The organism is Actinoplanes sp. TFC3, from assembly GCF_001553785.1.
In the GTDB taxonomy this organism is placed as follows: Bacteria; Actinomycetota; Actinomycetes; order Mycobacteriales; family Micromonosporaceae; genus Actinoplanes.
The window spans coordinates 5,423,058-5,440,916 of record NZ_LOJP01000001.1; the positions used below are offsets into that span (position 1 = coordinate 5,423,058).

General features: G+C 64.5%; 14 protein-coding genes. 7 read left to right on the plus strand and 7 right to left on the minus strand.

What is annotated here, in order from left to right:
• Positions 1 to 37 precede the first annotated feature (37 nt).
• The 5 genes from TFC3_RS24400 to TFC3_RS40540 all read right to left on the minus strand — a co-directional run bounded on the left by TFC3_RS24400 (position 38) and on the right by TFC3_RS40540 (position 6,179).
• Positions 38 to 571, minus strand: a complete 534-nt coding sequence (locus tag TFC3_RS24400; protein WP_153040365.1) for a hypothetical protein — start codon at positions 569 to 571, stop codon at positions 38 to 40.
• Positions 568 to 3,909 (minus strand): hypothetical protein, encoded by a 3,342-nt coding sequence (locus TFC3_RS24405; RefSeq protein ID WP_236718291.1) that lies wholly within the window; start codon positions 3,907 to 3,909, stop codon positions 568 to 570. Before TFC3_RS24405 ends, TFC3_RS24400 begins: the two co-directional genes overlap by 4 nt.
• Before the next feature lie 935 nt (positions 3,910 to 4,844).
• Positions 4,845 to 5,303, minus strand: coding sequence for a sensor histidine kinase KdpD (locus TFC3_RS24410; RefSeq protein WP_153040366.1), 459 nt, complete (start codon positions 5,301 to 5,303; stop codon positions 4,845 to 4,847).
• Entirely contained in the window at positions 5,300 to 5,767 is a 468-nt protein-coding gene (locus TFC3_RS24415; RefSeq protein WP_201787208.1) for a sensor histidine kinase KdpD, read from the minus strand. The genes TFC3_RS24410 and TFC3_RS24415 overlap by 4 nt, the downstream gene beginning before the upstream one ends.
• Before the next feature lie 202 nt (positions 5,768 to 5,969).
• On the minus strand, positions 5,970 to 6,179 hold the full coding sequence (locus TFC3_RS40540; protein WP_369819646.1) for an SNF2-related protein: 210 nt from the start codon (positions 6,177 to 6,179) through the stop codon (positions 5,970 to 5,972).
• Between the two features lie 69 nt (positions 6,180 to 6,248).
• On the opposite strand from TFC3_RS40540, the gene TFC3_RS24420 reads away from it, so the two are divergent.
• Genes TFC3_RS24420 through TFC3_RS24430 form a run of 3 tightly spaced genes read left to right on the plus strand, consistent with a single transcriptional unit; the run spans position 6,249 to position 9,567 of the window.
• Positions 6,249 to 7,424, plus strand: coding sequence for a hypothetical protein (locus tag TFC3_RS24420; RefSeq protein WP_067504283.1), 1,176 nt, complete (start codon positions 6,249 to 6,251; stop codon positions 7,422 to 7,424).
• Positions 7,421 to 9,145, plus strand: a complete 1,725-nt coding sequence (locus TFC3_RS24425; protein WP_082772270.1) for a CHAT domain-containing protein — start codon at positions 7,421 to 7,423, stop codon at positions 9,143 to 9,145. The genes TFC3_RS24420 and TFC3_RS24425 overlap by 4 nt, the downstream gene beginning before the upstream one ends.
• The gene (locus TFC3_RS24430) at positions 9,142 to 9,567 is read left to right on the plus strand and encodes a hypothetical protein (protein ID WP_067504289.1); all 426 of its coding nucleotides are present in this window, start codon (positions 9,142 to 9,144) and stop codon (positions 9,565 to 9,567) included. Before TFC3_RS24425 ends, TFC3_RS24430 begins: the two co-directional genes overlap by 4 nt.
• A 465-nt stretch (positions 9,568 to 10,032) precedes the next feature.
• Here the strand turns inward: TFC3_RS24430 and TFC3_RS24435 are convergent, their stop codons facing one another.
• The gene (locus tag TFC3_RS24435; RefSeq protein WP_067504292.1) at positions 10,033 to 10,680 is read right to left on the minus strand and encodes a hypothetical protein; all 648 of its coding nucleotides are present in this window, start codon (positions 10,678 to 10,680) and stop codon (positions 10,033 to 10,035) included.
• A 710-nt stretch (positions 10,681 to 11,390) separates the two neighbouring features.
• Here TFC3_RS24435 and TFC3_RS24445 point away from each other — a divergent pair.
• Together TFC3_RS24445 and TFC3_RS37315 are read left to right on the plus strand one after the other, a co-directional pair.
• The gene (locus tag TFC3_RS24445; protein ID WP_067504298.1) at positions 11,391 to 12,698 is read left to right on the plus strand and encodes an NB-ARC domain-containing protein; all 1,308 of its coding nucleotides are present in this window, start codon (positions 11,391 to 11,393) and stop codon (positions 12,696 to 12,698) included.
• A gap of 221 nt (positions 12,699 to 12,919) precedes the next feature.
• Positions 12,920 to 14,302: a hypothetical protein gene (locus TFC3_RS37315; protein WP_153040368.1), complete on the plus strand. Its 1,383-nt coding sequence runs from the start codon at positions 12,920 to 12,922 to the stop codon at positions 14,300 to 14,302.
• Positions 14,303 to 14,324: 22 nt separating this feature from the next.
• On the opposite strand, the gene TFC3_RS36200 is transcribed toward TFC3_RS37315, so the two are convergent.
• Positions 14,325 to 14,987 (minus strand): hypothetical protein, encoded by a 663-nt coding sequence (locus TFC3_RS36200; RefSeq protein WP_161952671.1) that lies wholly within the window; start codon positions 14,985 to 14,987, stop codon positions 14,325 to 14,327.
• A gap of 732 nt (positions 14,988 to 15,719) precedes the next feature.
• On the opposite strand from TFC3_RS36200, the gene TFC3_RS24460 reads away from it, so the two are divergent.
• Positions 15,720 to 17,114, plus strand: a complete 1,395-nt coding sequence (locus tag TFC3_RS24460) for an N-6 DNA methylase (RefSeq protein WP_082772272.1) — start codon at positions 15,720 to 15,722, stop codon at positions 17,112 to 17,114.
• The gene (locus TFC3_RS24465) at positions 17,111 to 17,740 is read left to right on the plus strand and encodes a restriction endonuclease subunit S (protein WP_082772273.1); all 630 of its coding nucleotides are present in this window, start codon (positions 17,111 to 17,113) and stop codon (positions 17,738 to 17,740) included. Before TFC3_RS24460 ends, TFC3_RS24465 begins: the two co-directional genes overlap by 4 nt.
• Positions 17,741 to 17,859: the final 119 nt, after the last annotated feature.

The following is a 17,859-nucleotide window of genomic DNA, read 5'->3' on the forward strand; positions in this document are numbered from 1 at the left end:
CAGGAACGGCTCGCCGTCCCCCGACACCCGCCAGCTTCTAGGGTTCGGGATTCTCACCGCTACTGAGTTCCTCGTTGCGGCGCCGTGGCCGGAAGACGTCGACGATGGCGCCGAGCGCCCCTTGAGGATCGTGGTACTCCGTGACGGTGCGCGTCTCGAACGAGCCGTCCTTACGCCGCACGACACGGGTCTCGCTACGCTTCACGTTTCTCGTGACTAGCAGATAGACGCCGTATACGCAGCTGACCGACACCACGGCGACCTCGATGAGCGGCATCTTTCCCTTGGCCTCGAGGATAGCGTCGCGCACCGACTCGCGCGCTTCGCCGTCCTCGTCCCACCCGGCGCTAAGCACGAACAGCGCCACCGCGTCGACGACGCCGGGATCCTGCTCCAGGCGTGCCAGACTCGCCGAGACGGCGTCGAGCCGGTCCTCACCGACGAGGGCGGCGTGCATGTCCTCGGGGGTCACATCCGGGAATCGGTCGGCGATGTAGTAGCGCAGCGCCTGCTGCACCACGTCGTTGTCGGCGTGCTGCTGGGCGAGAAAATCCGTAAAGGTCGGCATCACCAGGCTCCTTCGACGATGAAACTTTGTGACCGCCAGTCAGGAAGGCCATTGTTGCGCAGGTACGTGGCCGTGATGCGGACGGCAGCGCTCGGCGCGACGCCCGTCTGCAGGAGATGCGCCAGCCGGGACAGCACCGGGAAGATGTCGGCCCCGATCACGTCCCATTGCGGAGCCACCAGCGTCGACAGCCCTACGAACCGCATCCCTGCCAGCACCCCGGTGTTGTAGCCGATTGCCGCCTCGGACATCAGCGCGGAGCTGCAGGCGCCGGAGAGCAGTGTCGCCGGCGCGGAGGCGAGCCTGCTCATCTGCTGGACGTCGAACCGGTGCCGCCTGCCGAACTCGCTGCTGCTCGCCACCGAGTGCGCCAGCGGAAGGCGATCGCTATCAGCGACCATGTAGGCCATTTGCCCGGTTGCCGGCGACACATAGCCGTGCACCGCGAGGACGGCGAGATCAACTCCGGTGAGTAGTTCCGACAGGCTTTGTGAGTCGCACTCGACACCGCGCAGCACGACCGCGGCGCCCCTGCCGGCCTCTTCGGCGAGCTTCCACATCGCGTCGATCGTGGCTTGGTCCTCACCGGCGCGCGGCACCACCGCGACGCCGGTGACCTCGGGCGGGGTTCGGACGGCCACGTCGACTGCGGACAGGAAGACGCCGGGCCAGCCGGACTCGTACGACACCGTCAAATTCTCGGGAACAGCGAGGTGCCAGGGCAGGGACGAGTGCCGGGGGGAACGCAGCACCACGACGTGATCCCCTGGGGCCCCCCGCGTGGAGAGCAGCTCGCGCAGCCAGGACTCCCAGGTCAGCCAGCCTGGGGTCTCAAACGGGCTGCCGCGCCGGGCCGGACGCCAAGTGGCTAGCCGATACCGCAGGAGCGCATTCACCGCGTCGAGCCCGGCGCCGGTCGGCCAGGCCACTCGCACTCGTGCCACCGTTCCTTCCGGCAGCACCGTCGTGAGCATCGACCAGCCGGAGTCCTCGCCCAGCCATTCGATGACGTGCAGAGAGCCGTCCGCCTGACGCAACACTGGCCATGCCTGGTCGGCGGCGAAGGCGCCGACGAGATCACCCTCCATCGCGGCACCGGCAGCCGACCACAGCAGTCGCGACCGGGGCATCTCGGCGATCAACTGTAGCTCCGCGTCACCGAGATCGGAGGCCGTAGCGACCTTCACCGCCTCATTCCAGGCGTTCCGCATGACCGCGTTAGGGCTGCCTGCGGATACCCACGGAACGAACTTCTCGTCGACCTCGCCGACCGCTCGGATCGTGAGGTCGAACCAGTGCTGGACCCGAGCCGTTCCAACCTCGGTCTCCTCGAAGGCACGGCGTATCTGAAACGGCAGGTAACGCTCTTCGAAGCCGTTCGCCATGGCCCCCATCGCGGCGGTCACCACCCGCCACGTGACGTTCGCCGTCGCGGGATCGTCGCGCTCAGCGCGCAGGCACAGATAAGTGCCCCAAATGACCGCCTCCATCATGTCTCCCCCGGCGACCGCCCGCTCGAAGGCATCGGATCCGCGCTCTGAGACTGTCTCCGCGAGCACCGTGCATCGGGGGTCGTCATACGGCGGGGATACCAGCAGCGCGCACGCGCCGATCGCGTAGGACAGCGGCTCGAATCGGAAGCTGAAGCCGAGGATGTGCTCTGCGAGTTCGCCGTCGGCAGGCAGACCCATCTGGCTGCGACAGTGCATCATCTGAGCGGCGAACCGGCTCGACTGATAGCGGACGGCCACTCGCAGGGCTTTGTCATAGGCGTAACGGAACTGTTTTAGGGCAGCCCCATAGTGTCCCACCCGCATCAAGGTTGTCGCGAACGCCTCGTGCGTGCCGATCCCCGCGTCGTCGCCCGCAACTTGCTCAAACACCGCCAACGACTCACCGACGCGATTCATCTCGCGGAGAACGCTGGCTTTGATGACCGCAACACCCTCCCAATTCGCATCCTCGGTCACCGATTCCCAACTCTCGATGGCCTCGATGCGCTTCAGCACCTCCTGGTGGCGGCTGAGCCGGCGCAGGGATTGGCCCTCCAGCATGAGGAAATACAACCGCATACCGATGTCCATGTTCGGGAGTCGGCGAGTGATTGCCTCCACTATGCGAAGGGCCGAACTGGGCAATCCCGAGTTGCTCAACGCATACCCGAGCGCGTGCGCGCCGACCTCGGCCATGTGCTCCGGTAATTCCCCGATGACCAAGTCCGACAAGCGGTGCAGGGCTATAAGATCACGCTTTTCGAACCATTTGCGGGAGACAGCGGTCACCATGTGCTCGAAGCGATGAGGGCCCGCCCACTGCAATTCCTTCAAGAAGGCGAATGCGTCCTCCGGTGTCTGGAAGTTCAGCTGCAGCGTCGCCCAGATCTCAGCAAGCTGCTCCTCGGTCAGGTATGGCGCCAGCACCTCCGCAAGGGTGTCCGTAAGTTCGAACGATCCGGGAAGCCCGTCGTCGCGTGCTGTCCGGCTGAAGTGATGAACGTAGTCCTGCGCGCCGAGGATTAGACCGCGGGCGCTGATCACGCTTGCCATCCGCTCTGGCGTGAGCGTGATCCGTTCCGGGTTGAGCCGGCCGGCCGCGGCGAACTCGTCGATGTGAAGCCGCAGATAGAGCCACTTCTTTGCGAGGTTGCGCGCTTGGAGTTCCGGTGTCTCAACGTCGCGATAGCGCAGGGCCGCCAGCATCAGCTCCCGATAGAACAGCGGGACGAGGCGATTCTCCGGCGGTTCCGTCTGAACGTCCTGATCGGAGAGCTCCGCGAACAGATCCACGGCTCCCGGGAGGATATCCCAATCGTCGAGGTAGGCGGTCAGGAATTCCTCCAGATCGAGCCCGCTGTCAGCCGTTGAGTAGGTGAGGGCCAGGTACAGTAGCTGCCACGTCCAGGTCTGCGCGTACGAAGCGGTTGCCATCGGGTCGCTGACCCCGAGGAGCCGTGAACCGGGAATGCCACCGAGCGCGAGAGCGCGGTAGGCGCTCCAGTTCCGCCGGGTAAACGCACCCCACATAGAGGGCATTTCCTCAGGCGGAGCCGCTGCGAACGCGGCAATCGCCTCAAAGCGCGGACGGATCACCTGCTTGACAAAGTAAAAGAACTCGTCGCGTCCCCGCGCCATCATCAGATCGTGAGACGTCATTTCCGCTTGCTCGATGGCGGCGGAGAAGCTGGCCACCGGCCGTGCGGAAGGATCGTCACCGATGCACATCAGGATGCGTTCGTCACCGGTGGGATCTAGGAAGACAAAGAACAGCACGCGCTCGTCGGGCAGGCTGCAACCTGCGTCGCAGCGCACGTGGTCGAGGTCGCGGCGCAGCAGCGCGTTCATGTGCCGCCCATCGGTGTCGTGCACCACGACGGCCGGAATCCGGCCCCCGGCCGACTCCGAGACAGGGGCACCACAGTCGCAGGTCGGTAGATCCTTTTCAGGCTCCACTATGGGTGGGACGGTCACGAGACACCTCCGGTCACTACCGACGGCTATCAGATCATCGCACTTTGCGGGCGCCCAGCGCGATCATCTAACGGTCCAGCGGACGTCTTGGCGAGGAGTCCGCCGACGATCTCGATCAGGCCCACGTCGCCCCCGGAAGTTGGAGGGCTCCGGGCGGACCACTGTAGCCGGGCGTTGGCCGGGAAGCCGGGCCGGTGGCGCGATCCAACCGAAAGTGGGAGGCGGTCTTGACGCGCAAGTCGGTTCGTTGTGGACCGCGATGCGTCCCTCGCACTCGACCACTGCGTAACGATGACAAGAGTCGACAACCTACGCTGCTCGATCACCGCGGTTCCCGGCTTGTCAGTGGTTGTCAAGAGTGACCGCTGACCTGCGAGGATGCCAGATCAACTTAGTCATTGCTCGTCACCGACCGTCGTCTGTTGGCAAGGGTTTTCGGGGGGGTAAACGGGGGGCGCAATCGCTGGCGCTGGGACGACCGGGCTGCCGCATTAGGCCTGGTGGCGTTTGTCCGCTGGTTAGGCCACCAGCTCTGTGGTCAGCCCGAGTCGTGACCGAACTCGTGCGTCGCCTGAAGCGATTGCTTTAGTCACCAGGTCGCGCCGTCGGCATACGAGGCTCCACAACGGGGTGCGGTTTCTGCACAGGATTTTCGGTGCCGCGCTTCGCTGTATACCCAGCTCAGACGGCTGAGTCGACGGAAACTAGCCGGCGTTGTGAAGGTGTCCAGGTACGACCGCGGCCGGACGACGAAGATTGTGACAGCTTCGTCGGGCTCGCCTACGATAATGGACGCCGGCCGTCGACTTCTATACGCCGACTCCGGCACCGCGCATAGCGTCCGAGCCTTCTTGAACCGTTCTGTCGGCTGATTCTGGTGTGGCTGCGCCTGGTACTTCTGGGTGCGAAGGCAGCCGCACGATGAAGGTCGTGACGGCTTCGTCGTGTTCGCTGATGGTGATGGTGCCGCCGTGTTGCTCGATGATGGCGCGGGCGTAGGTCAGTCCGAGGCCGATGCCGGGCAGGCCGCTGTGCTGTGCTCGTTCGCCGCGGAAGAGCAGGTCGAAGACGCGGTTGCGTTCGTCGGCGGGGATGCGGGTGCCGGTGTTGGTGACGGCGAGCACGGCGGTGTGTCCGTCGGCGTGCAGGGTGAGTCCGATGGTGCTGTCTTCGTGGGCCCAGGTCAGGGCATTACTGAGCAGTTCGCTGACGACGTTATGCAACCGGTCGGGATCGCCATCGATCATCACTTCGGGTCCGGTATTCACCGCGATGGTGATCGTGGGGCGCGGAGTGGCTCGGGCAACTGCGGTGCGGACCACGTCGGCAAGATTGATGCGCCGGGGGTGCAAGGCGATCTGCCCCGAGCGGGCGCCGGCCACGTCGAGCAACCGGCGATCAGCGCGGGCAGGCGATCAGTGTTGCGGTTCATGACCTGAAGCATCTGGGTGCGGTCGGCGATGGTCATGCCGGGTTCGGTGAGCAGCATGTCGGTGTAGGACTGGATGCTGGTCAACGGGGTTCGTAGCTCGTGACCGACCAGGGCGATGTATTCGTCGCGGCTCTGATCGAGTTCGGCGGCGTACTGTTCGGCCCGGCGGCGTTCGAGGAATTCCCCGGCGTGCGCGGCGATACCGGTCATGACGGCAGTGCGGGTGTCGTCGGGGATTTCAGTGTTGGCGCTGTAGCAGATAAGCACTCCCAGGGTTGTCGAACCGCTGGGAACCGGCACGGTCAAGGCACCTTTCAGGGTGCCCCAGTCGCTGGCCTGCCGTGCGGCGTCCGCGTCGGCGTGCAGGTCGGTCGACCATTCGGGCGTGGTGCTTCAGGCCGACCAGCGTCAGGTCGAGGCTGGCCTGCCGGAGCAGGGTCAGTGAGCGGAGGAGCTCGAACCGGTTCCTCTGCAAGTCGCCGAGCAGGCCGTGGACCTTTTGTCATTTCCGCTTTAGGTAAGTCTGGTACAACCGGCGACGCCTTGTATTCAGGTCCAGCTCGATGACCTGTTGCTGGTTGGCAGGCAGTTCTATGACGACGTCGGCCTTCCGGCGGCGCAGCATGAGCGGGAGGATCTGCCCGCGCTGGCGACGATTCCGCCGATTCGACGCTTGAGCTTCAGGCACCGACTGGCAACAGTCGCCCGCCACCCAACCGTGTGACTTGGATAGCGGTCCTCCACTGTGGGTAGCAATGTATGGAGGTGGGAGGGGACGCGCTTGTTTCAAGACCTTCGGTGGCGACGATTCTGGTCCCGGCTTGCCTTATTTCAGGCGGCCCAGTTCACCGCCTTCCTCCTGCTAGGCCGCTCCCTGTTCGGGTCGTTTCGCGTCGCGGTTGCATCCGCTGCCCTGTTGACCGCCGTCTCAGGCCTCGGTGCGGTCCTCTACACGGATACGGTGTGGTCGGATACCCCAACCGGGAGACGTCGACGCGTTATTGTCACCATCTGGGCCACTGCCGTTGGCCTGTGCGTCGCATTGGGGTTGCGCCTGTGGCTCACCTTGCCCTGGGCGGTCGTGGTAGCCGCAGGGCTGACAGCGGCCCTCACCGCTGGCGTCGTCTACGGCCGACAAAGCCCACGAACCATCAACGCCATGCAGGTCAGCTTGTCAATCATGCGAATCGAATCGCCGGCCGAAGCACAGGACGTGATCCGCGACTGCTCGGTCGCCCTGGAACGGCCGGACCTACCCAACGACCGACGCCTACTCACCGAACTTAACCAGGCCCGCGCCCGGACTATGCTTGCCCTGCGACGCGGCCACGGCCACGAGCTTCAAGCGGCGCTCGCCACCCTGCGCCAAGTCCTGCAAGACTCGACCATTGATCCGGTATGGGCGGTCATGGCCGCCGATGATCTGGTCAACGCTATGAGTTTGGCGGCAGAGCAAACCCGGGACCCCCAGGGATACGCCGAAGCGAGAGAACTTCTGGCGTACTGGTCGGACAAAGCGCCGGAGGTCGAGGCCGAAGCGCGGGTACATGCGCATCGGGCAGGCTTCCACCTGTTTCTCGCGAGAGACGGAGATGCCGGCCACTATTGGCTCGCCCTCGCCGCGCAACAGCAGGCGGTGAATATCGGTCGGCCGCCGTCTGCCGATCACGTCGGCACCCTTGGCGTCATCCTCAGCCAAAGTTACGGCGTCACTGGCCAAGACCGATCGGTGGATGCCATCCAACACTGCCGAGACGCAGTCGCTCAGTCTCACGGCGATCGAGTTTCGAAGCTCCAGCTGGCCCAGTGTCTATATTTCTGCGCGGCCGGTGGCATACCCGGATCTGGCCAGTGTATCGCCGAGGCCCGATCCATCCTCGAACCGCTCGCCCGCCGCCCAGGCCCCCTCGGCATCCGCGCCAAAGGCATTCTCGTCGATCTGGACGGTTTGATATGAGATGGCCGACCCGCCGCAAACGACCGACTACCGTAGCCGAACGCTACCGCTCCCTCATCGACGAAGCTGTCGATGACAGCGTTTTTAATCTTGTCGGCGCCGTGGACGACTGGCTCGCCGCAGCCATGAACCATGGATCCGACGACGACCGGGCGGAGGCCCTCCACTACCGCACGGTTGCCCTCGTCCAGCGCGCCCGCGACCCGGTCACGCTCGCCGAACGCGAACGCCTACTAATCAGCAACGAAGGTATCCCCGCCGAGGCAGGCTACTGGCTAGCCCGTACTCAGCGGACCCGCGACGCTGTGACCGCCATTGAGACATCTCGGGCGGTCTTGTATGACCGGCTGACCGGATGGTTCGACCCGACCCTCCTTACCGCACTGCACGCTACCGGCCACGCCCGGCTCTTGGGCCGCTACACGACGGCCCTTGCGGCACTTAGCGACGGCTACCGCGACGAGTACACCCGGCAACCGGCCCTCCAACCCGGCATGACAGTTGAAGGCCGCCACTACGCCACAGGGCACACCACCGCGTTGCATGCCGCCGCCGCAGAGGTCGACCGGCTTCAGCAGGACATCGAGAAGGTGACCGGCCAGCCGATACCTCCGTTAGAGCCGATCACCTATGACCTCGTGCAGGCAGCGGTCGCCACTATGCCGGTAATCTACCTGGCCGCCGCCAACGATTCCGGGTATGCCCTGATCGTCACCGACACGGCCGAACCACAACCTGTCTGGCTACCGGGGCTCACTGCCCACGCGGCCACCAGACGGGTCAGTGAGCTGCAGGAACCCAACACTCGCCCGCAATTGCTCGGCTCGGTCGACGACACCGTGCGGTGGCTCGCCGAGACCGCTCTGGTGCCACTAGCGGACTGGATTCGTGCCTGCCCAGTGCTTCGGACCGGTCCCATCGGTCTCGTGGCCGTCGGCGTGACTGGCGCGCTTCCGATCGCGGCCGCGCTGCTACAGCAGGATGGTCCTGCCGTGTGGCACCTGCCCTATGCCCGAACCCTGACAACGGACCGGCAGCCGTTACGGCCGCCGTGGAAGGTACGGATCTGCGCGGCCCCCCAAGTGCCCCTCTTGCGCCGGCTGCCGCGCACCGACAGGGACATCACTTGGCTGCAGGAACGCTATGGCACACACATCCGCGCCGCACCCGACGCAACACGTGACGACGGCATCGAAGCGTTGCGCGAGGGCGACGTCGTAGAGCTGCTATGCCACGGTAAGTCGAAACCGGCCACCCCGCTGGACAGCGCCTTATGCCTCACCGATGGCGAACTGACCGTACGTGATCTCCTGAGCGAAGACCGCATCGGCGCCCGCCTGGCCATCCTCGCCGCCTGCGAGGGCCAGCGATTTGACCTGCGCATGTCTGACGAGATCATCGGCCTGCCCCTTGCTCTTCACCAGGCCGGCACGGACGCAGTCATCGCTGGACAGTGGCCGGTAGACGACATCCCTACCGGGCTGCTCATGCGGCGGCTACACGATAATCTCGCCGACGGCGCGCATCCCGCACAAGCACTGACGCAGGCCCAAAACTGGCTACGGACTTCCTCCCGCCGAGAACTGGCCGACACCTACCCCAATGGCTACCAGATGCTCAGCGCCGACGGCACGCTGAGACCGTACTCTCACCCGGCGCATTGGGCCGGATTTACCTGCAGCGGATACCTCACTACCCACTCATCAGGAGACCGACCTTGAGCGAAAACACCATCCACCTGGACATTGATGGCCTGACCGGTGACGAGGTAGACGCAGCAAAAGCCGCGGCCGCCGCCCTTGGCGCTGAGCTGGAGGAGCTCTCCGTCACCCAAAACGCCGAAGACTTCTTTCAGAACGCGCCGGTGGTGATCACGGTCCTCACTCCGTTCCTCAAAGTGGCAGCCCAGGCCGCCGCGCCAAAACTGGCTGCCTTCCTCAAACGGGCGCTGGGCCGGCGTGCACCCCGAACAATCCACCTCACCGACCACGACCTCTACCTGGAGTGGACCGAGGCCACCGAGAAACACACCGCCGAGGCGATCGAGGCGATCCGAACACTCGACACCGCGCCCTTCGCACCTGGCAGCGTCCTTTACTTCGACGTGCCGACCAGCCAGTGGCGGCCCCGCTCGACTTCGTGAAGTGCAAGACAACTCGAACACCATCTTGCAATTTCTTATCTGCACCCTGGCATGGCGCTGAGGTCGTTCTTGCCTAGCTACGCTCGTCGAGGACTGCGTAACGTTGACAAGAGTCGACAACCTACGCTTACCAAATGCAATGATCCAGAGCTTGTCATTGCCTGTCAGATCATGGCGTTGATCTGCGCGAACGCCGTACGGACGTGATCGTCTCTTGTCGCTGATAGTCAACCCTTGGCAGGGGTTTTCGGGGGGTAAACGGGGGCGCCACCATGCCAACGTGGGCCGGTCGTGCTGACGGCAATCCGGGCCGCCTCGAGCGCTGTAGCCGACATCCGGTGCCTCAGCGGCTCATGCCAGGACAATTGCTCAGCAACATCTTGATCGCCTGGGTAACACGTACGCTGTGGCAGGGCGGATCGCCGGACCGGTCTGTTCCGCGGTGCGGCCGGTCCTCGACTGACGTTAGCTTCCCCACTCATCGGTCAACTCTGCCCAAGCCCCGGCCACCTCACGGTGCATTTCCTGCGCCACTCGCTCCTGCTCAACGGCGAGGCGAAAGTCGGCATGGCTGGCGGTTACGGTCAGGTCCGGCTCACTACCGGAAGACAGCAGCGCCGGGCGCCCCGCACCCTCACGCATCGCCGTCTGCTGCAGCCTGTTGGCAGTAGCGGCCAGACGTTGCAGAGGTAGGCGCAGACGGTCCGGGACACGAGCCGACAGCTGTTCCGTCTCCCTGGCGAATTCGCCAAGCCGCAAGGCGTCGAGTCCAGTCGCGGTGAACGGGCCGTCGTGCCGGATCCGCCACTCAATCTGCTGCCCCAGCCGAAGCAACTCACTTGTCTCTATGTATTGGTGCTGGCGGGCGTCCCGTCGTGCTTGCTGATTCTGCAGTTCGAGCTGGTATTCAGCTTGGCGCGCTCCTTCCCGGCTTCGCTCAGCTTGATCGCTGCCTTCCTTGTCTATCTCGTGCCGGCGTTGCCAGCGAGCGATCGCAACGGCGACCGTCATTCCAACGATGCCGATCACGATCCCGGCGGCGACGGCGAGCCAGTCACCGTTGGTCACACCGTCGAGCGCCCACGTGTGTGCCGCGGAGAGTTGAATGGTCATGACATCCTCCCCGAGGATGCCACGTCACCAGGCACGCAGCCGATACTGGCAACCAGGACCCCCACCGTATCGGGCTCCTCACCACCGCCGGGCGCCTGAGTCCCGCCAGCAAGCACAGAGGTCGGACGCTGCTTCATCCACGGAGCTTGGAACGCCACGGTTGCTCTCCTACTGATGTCGCCTCGTATCGGACTTCTCCCACTCAGCCTCGCAACGCCAGCGGTGTCCTAGTAAATGGGGCGAGGATGGCCTATCGAACTGCCCGATCCGCTGAGCAGACGTTCGAGGACGTGTCGTCACACTCAAATGATGCTCAGGACAGCTGCAGGGATGACATAACAGGGGCAAGCAGACATTAAACGGCGCGGTTATGACGGACGATCATTGGCATCCGGCCGCAATGCCCGTCCAGCATCGTCCAGCCTGACCAGACGTCGAGCGCGAGCCGCACGAGTGCGGTCGAATCCGAACACGAGGCCCTGGCGCACCCCATGAGGGCGACGACCAATGCCGCGCCGATGACGAGTGCTTGATCTATCGAGATAGGCATGGCGACTCCGTCTGCCGGTGTGGATCTCGGGCGACCCTTCCTGCTACGATAGTGTCAGACTCTGACGGTTTCTGACAACCCTGACAACGGAGAAGTCGACGTGCCGATCGCTGTTCCTCCCGAGGATCAGGTACCTCAGGGTCCACTAAGAGACTTCGTCATGGCCCTGCATGAGCTATATGCGGCAGCCGGCAAACCGAGCGTGCGCATGGTCAGTAGGGCGATCCACGCACGGAATGACATGCGTGATCACGTCAGCCACGAAACCATGAGTGCCATGCTCCGCGGCAGGAATCTGCCGAGGTGGTCCAAGGCGGAGAGCGTGGCACGGCAGTTGGCCGACTGGAGCGCCGGTGAAACGGATGGCGAGCGGGTCCTCCGTGACCTCTACCAACTCTGGCTGAGGGCAGAAGACGTTCGGGAGTCCTCTCCGGAGGGCGATTCCCTAAGCCCGGTCTCGCACCCGCCCGCATCGGTCTCCAGCACGAAGCCCGCCGCGGAGAACCACTTCGTCGGCCGACGCGACGCCCTCCGCCAGTTGGAAGACTGGATATCACATGACGAGAAGCCCATCGTTCTTATCACCGGCAGCCCCGGTGTTGGCAAGAGCGCCCTGCTCAACCGGTTCGTCGAGGCGTCGCGATCGGATTTTCCGGATGGCATCCTGCTCACCGATCTGCACGACCGGCAGCAGCTACCCCGGGCCCCATCGGATGTTCTAGGAGGTTTGCTGAGCCGACTCGGCGTTGCTCCGACCGGTATACCGCCGGAGCTTCCGGACCGCGTGTCGCTCTATCGAGCGCTACTCACAGGACGACGGACGCTGGTCGCATTCGACAACGCCGATACCGCCGAACAACTGCGTCCCTTGCTGCCAGCCGTCCCGGGGCCCCGGGTGCTGGTCGCGACGCGCAGGGCCATGCATGGAGTAGCGGCGCGCGAAGGCGCCGCTACTCTGGCCCTCGCTTCGCTCCCGCATGACGAGGCGATCGAAGTGCTTACTGTTGCCATCGGAGCAGATCGTGTACGCCAGGAACCCGCCGATGCGGATGCAATCGTCGAGCTATGCGGTGGCCTGCCGTTGGCGCTGCGGATCGCTGGGGCGCAATTGGCGGTGCACCCCAACTGGAGTCTTCGAGAACTCCGAAGGCGACTCACAGATGCCCGAATTGACACTTTGTCCCTCGACGATCCGCTGGCCGACATCGGCGTGCTTCTGGAAGGTTCGTTGAGCGCCGTCTCATCCGCCGCAACCCACCTGCTGAGGGAGCTCTCCATGCGAGGTCCCGAGGAATTCGAAATTGAGGCTGTGCAGACGCTCCTCGGGGCAGACGGCTCCGTGAGCGAGCGGCTGGTCAACGAGCTGAGCAACGTTAGTCTTATCAGCGGCCCCGACCAGCGCGGGAAGTACTTCATCCACGATCTTGTCCGGGCCTTCATACGGGAAAAAAGGTCGACGGCCCAATAGGGCTCTCTCTACAACGCCGCGTGTCGCCGGCTTCCCGCAATTACTCCGAGTCGGCCCTGGCGAACCCCGTCGACATCCCCGAGGCGGCCGACGTAGACCACCACAAGGCCGCTTGAAACAACGAGACTTCGCTCGCGGCCGTCAGCTTCTGCGATCATGCGGGGATGTTGCCGCCGCCGGGAGCCTCGGGAAGTCCCATCGCCGTAAAGGACTCGTTTGACGTGCCGGTCTTCGTACGCTGGTCCGGGCCAGATCTTGAACCGGTGCGTCGGCCTATGCCCTCGCGGGTTGCTGGCGCCTGGCGTCCCTGGCCGGGCCATAGTCCGCAAATTCCGGCTAGCGGCGACTATCGCACCACCACAACTTGGCGGGATGTTCTGGACGCGGCGCTGTCCGTAGGTCGGGATCCGACAGCATGGCTCGCCGCAGTACCGGCGCTTGCCTGGTCCGAGATCGTGGCTCGCAGATCGCCGCTGGTCGCTTATCTGTGCCGCAGCGAGATTCTGTCCGCAGGGGCAGTTGCCCGGCATATCGTCGAACCCAACGTCATCTACACCAGCGGTACGGAGGACACAGCCCAGTCTGCATTCGGATATCGCATCGGGATGACGATGGCAGAGTGGGCCTGCCGCGGCCTGATGGGTCTGGGGCCGACGCTACACGCGGAGGCTCGGCCCCCCGTCGGTCACGGACCCGCGTGGATCCCGTCGTTGGGCCTGCCAGACCTCGTCGGATATCACCCCGCGACAGGACTTCCCTGGATCGTCGAGGCCAAAGGAGGCCGCCGGCTCGGTCTGCCTCGTCTACGCGAAGGTGCGACGCAACTCTGCCGGCCCGGTCTGATGACGGGGCCGCACGTCAAAGTTCTGTGCGGCACCAGCCTCACCGATCGATTGTTCATGACGATCGACGTCGAGAATCATGATCCTGCGATGTCCCCGTGGCCGGAGCAGGCCGAGGCCGCAGAGACCGATCGGATTCTGATGCTGGCGCAGTCACGCATGCTGACGTATTTTTCGTTGCGAGCGTTGCCAGCGGACTCGCTGCGGATTCTACCGATCGGGCCGGGCGTTGAGAGTCGGCGCAGCCGACGCGGCGGCGCTGCAACGGTCACGCTCCTCGAGGACGACGAGTCCACACGGGTGGAGCGCCAGGCAGCCCGCCAGGATCCAAGTTATCTGCAGCGACCCGGCGAGCATCGGCTCGACATGCTCACTGGCACCGTACCCGGCACCGATCTCGTCCTTGGCATGTCTCGGCGTTTGTACGCCGCCTGTGAAGAACTCGCTCGCGAACAGGAGCAGATCGCGGTGATGGTGGATCAGGAGATTCCCCGGCCGGACCGCGACGAGGCTGAAGACGTCGCAGATCGGATCCATGCTGCCCGGAGGCAGTTGCTGTATGAGGAGGTGGACAGGTCCGAGGCACGAAACCGTACGCGCGAAGCGTTCGAATCGGCGCAGAGCCGCAACTGGTGGTCGCTGATCGACCGTCCGGCGCGACTCACCCCGGAACCTGAACAGAATGTGCTAGAAGCGGCGACCGAGGACACCTACCTGGCCATCGACGCGCGAACCGCCGAGCTGGCGATGCCGCGCCGGTGACGAGTGGGAATGGCGGCGTCGGTCATGCTTTCCTCCGCAGCGCACCGCTGTGCAGCCACTGCACCAGCGTGGCAGCCAGATGTATCACCGCTTCCGCCTCCGTCTGGAGCTGGCGGCGGGAGGTCGGTGTGCCCGCGTGTCGGGATCGCTGCCCTTCCCACAGCGTCGTCATCAGGGCGATGACCGGTGTTACCGGACCTGGCGTTCCGTCCTTGCCGGGAACGACGAGTTCCCATTTGGCCGACGCGTCCCGCAGATGGTCACGCACCTTTCCCAGGGTGGCGGTCCCATTGCTGGGCAGTACAACCGGGCAGGCGGCGGCCTCGACGGCCTTGACCGCCTCGGCGTACGCCTTGTCCGGGTCGGGGTGCCGGCCGTATGCGGCGGTCCAGGCCGCACTGAGGTGGCCCCCAGACTCAGGGCTGGCCGCTGCGGCGGTCGCGGCGGTCGCGGCGGTGATCGTTTCGTCGCCCCGTCGCTCCACCCCGCCCCCGCCGGTGTTGATCCGCCAGGCTGAGCCGCCGCCGTTCAGGGCATCGCTGAGTTGTGAGCGAGGTCCTGGAATAATCTTTGGATCGCTAATCCAGTCGCGTTTCTCCACGTCGTCGAGCTCGGATTTGGGCCACCAGCGCAGAATGCCGTCGATGACATCGAGAAGATCCTCGCCGTCGAGGTAGCGGTTCACGTCGTCCTCGTCCAAGGCGAGTCGCAGCCGCCACTGCAGCTCTTCTCGGGCGGGCTGGTTGGTGGACCACCGATCGCTCACCCAACTGCGCAACGCCGGGCGCAGGTGATCAGGCACCGCCTCGTACAGGGTCGGGTCCGGCCCCAGACCGGCGGCGCGTCGACTCAGCGGGACCCACGCGGACACCGGCGGCGATGCAGGGGGTAGCCCCGGGGCGGGCTCGCCCCACGGGTTGTCGTTCCAGTCGGTCACGGCGTCACGGTACCGCCGACGGGCGAAAGGGACTGCGAGATAAACGCGAGGACCTGAGCGTGCTGTTCTGCTCGCATGCTGGGGGTCGTCGACACCTTCGCGAGGGACGCTGCCCCGACGAGTATACGCCTGCTCCTTGCGAGTAGTCGCATACTCGCGCTATTCTCGAGGCATCCTAAGAGAGGGGCGACGTTGATCTGGAATGACCCCGGCCCGCCAACCACCTACCGACTTGCCGGTCTCACTAGCCAAGAGTTGTACCGATGAGCCCGCGGTCATGGGTCGGTACGTGGGCCGGCTTGGCAGCACCCGTCGTGCCCGCTCTCGCCGATATGCAATGGTGGGTAGTCCTCTGCGTACTACTTCTCGTGTTGGTGCATCGAATCTTTCCCCAAGCCTCCAAGGACCTACTGACCCTCTGGCTCCGCATCATCCCGCCTAGGAACAACCGGTCGAAGAAGAGGAAGATGGATACAGAAGATGAGTGACTCTCCGAGCGAACGGCTGAGTACCGGCGCCACGAGCGATCCGGTACGGCAGGTCAGTGACACGATCTGGCGTGATCTGAGCCGTCACCGCGGAGTTCTCGATGCAACCGACCTGGGCACCGTCGCTCTTGTGCTTGTGTATCTGCGGAGCCGTCCAGTGTGGGACGCGCTCGCGGATGGGACTTTCGACATAGAACAGGCGATCTACGCGGACGTGTCGGCGGACCAGCACGGTCCTCGAATCCTTCGCCCGGTCCTGGACCTAGTCCGCACCTCGGATGCGCGCCAGCTAGGAGCGCTCCTTCACCTGGTTGGCCGATACAACCTGGCGTCCGTGTCCTTCGCCCAGGTCTTCAGTACCTTGCTGGACCGGATGGCTCTGGATGGCGGACGCAAAGGGGCTGGGGAGTTTCACACGCCTCGATCGATTACCGACCTAGCCGCCGCGCTGCTCACGCCCGCCCCGAACAGCAGGATCTTCGATCCATGCTGCAAAGGGGGTGGATTCCTCGCGGCAATGCTCGACCGGATGACGTTCGAGCGGGAGGATGAAGGCCAGCCGCCGATGGCGTCGATCTCCGACTACTCCGCCCGCTCGTGCGCCTTGGCATATCTCAATCTGCGCATGAGAGGCGTAACCCCCGAGGTCCTACCGAGTCCGGCTGTCAGCCTGCGGGCTGGGGCAGCGAACCAGCAGTTTGATGTTGTCACGACGAATCCGCCGTTCAACCTCACCAACTGGAACCTCGATCAAGGCGTAGAGGGGCGGTGGAAGTACGGGCTGCCACCGGAACACAGTGGCAACTACGCCTGGTTACAGTACGTTGTCGCCTCGCTAGCTGACGGCGGTCGTGCGGCGGTCGTCATGCCGGGGGGAACCGGATTCTCAGAGAACCCGCAAGAGCGCAGCATCAGAAGTGCGATGGTCGAGGACGGTGTGATCTCTGCTGTCATCGCACTTCCCGGCCAGATGTTCGCCAACACTGCCATCCCTGTCACGATGTGGCTGCTCGAGCGATCCACCGTCGCTAGACCTGATGCTGTGCTGTTTGTCGACGCCTCCGAGCTCGGGACTATGCAGGAGCGGGCCCGACGCTCTCTCACCGACACCGATATCGAAAGGATCGTGGAGGCATACGCCGCCTGGCGGGAACTACGGCTTAACGCAGTCCCGGGGTTCGCGGCCGCAGTGTCCATCGAGCAGCTCCGTGACTCCGAGTACAAGCTGAACCCTCGTGCCCACATGGTACCGATGGACGGGTCGCCGGACATCCATGAGCAGACTGTACGGGTGCGCGAGCTGGCGCTACAGCTGCGACGGCTTACAGAGCAGGCTGGCAACGCTGACCGCGTCATCGAGGCGTACCTGGAGGAGCTGTCACTGTGAACGCTCTTGTCGGTCCCGTGCCGGACAACTGGCGGGAAGTGCCACTCGTCGAAGTGTGCGATGTTGTTGCCGGCCCGTCGGCCAACCTGATGCGACCTGCTGAAGACGGCGTACCAGTCAAGGTAGTCGCGCCAAAGAACCTAGAACATGGCCGTGTCACCGGAAGCGTAACCGTACACGTGACGGATGAGGCGTCTAGCAGACTGGACCGCTATCGCGTCGCTCCGGGAGACCTTATCTGTGTACGGACCGGAGACCTCAGCAAGCAGGCGCGGGTCGACTCTGAGCAGGAAGGATGGGTCGTCGGCAACGCCTGCTTCAAGCTACGTCCAAGGCTCGACTCGCATTACCTGTTGCACTATCTGGCGCATCCAGTGATCCGAGAGTGGATCAGTCGGCACTCCTCCACCGCCACCGTACCGACACTGACGCTGAGTACGCTGCGAACCTTGCCCGTGCTGGTCCCGCCGCAGGAAGAACAGGTGAGGATCGGCACCATCCTGGGTGCGCTGGGTGACAAGGCTGCGGTACATCGGGAGATCGTCGCAGTCACCGAAAACCTAGCCGATTCGTTGTTGCCCGTCCTATTAGCGAACCCGAACGGGGCGATCTCCTGGCCGGCGTAACGGCTCCACCAAACCCGGGGAAGCCGCCTTGCATCGGACGAGCACCCTGTAGCGCGCGGGCAGTGCCAGAGATCTCGATACCCCGGGCGCTCTTTTGCTGTCTCAGGTGTCCAGCCTTG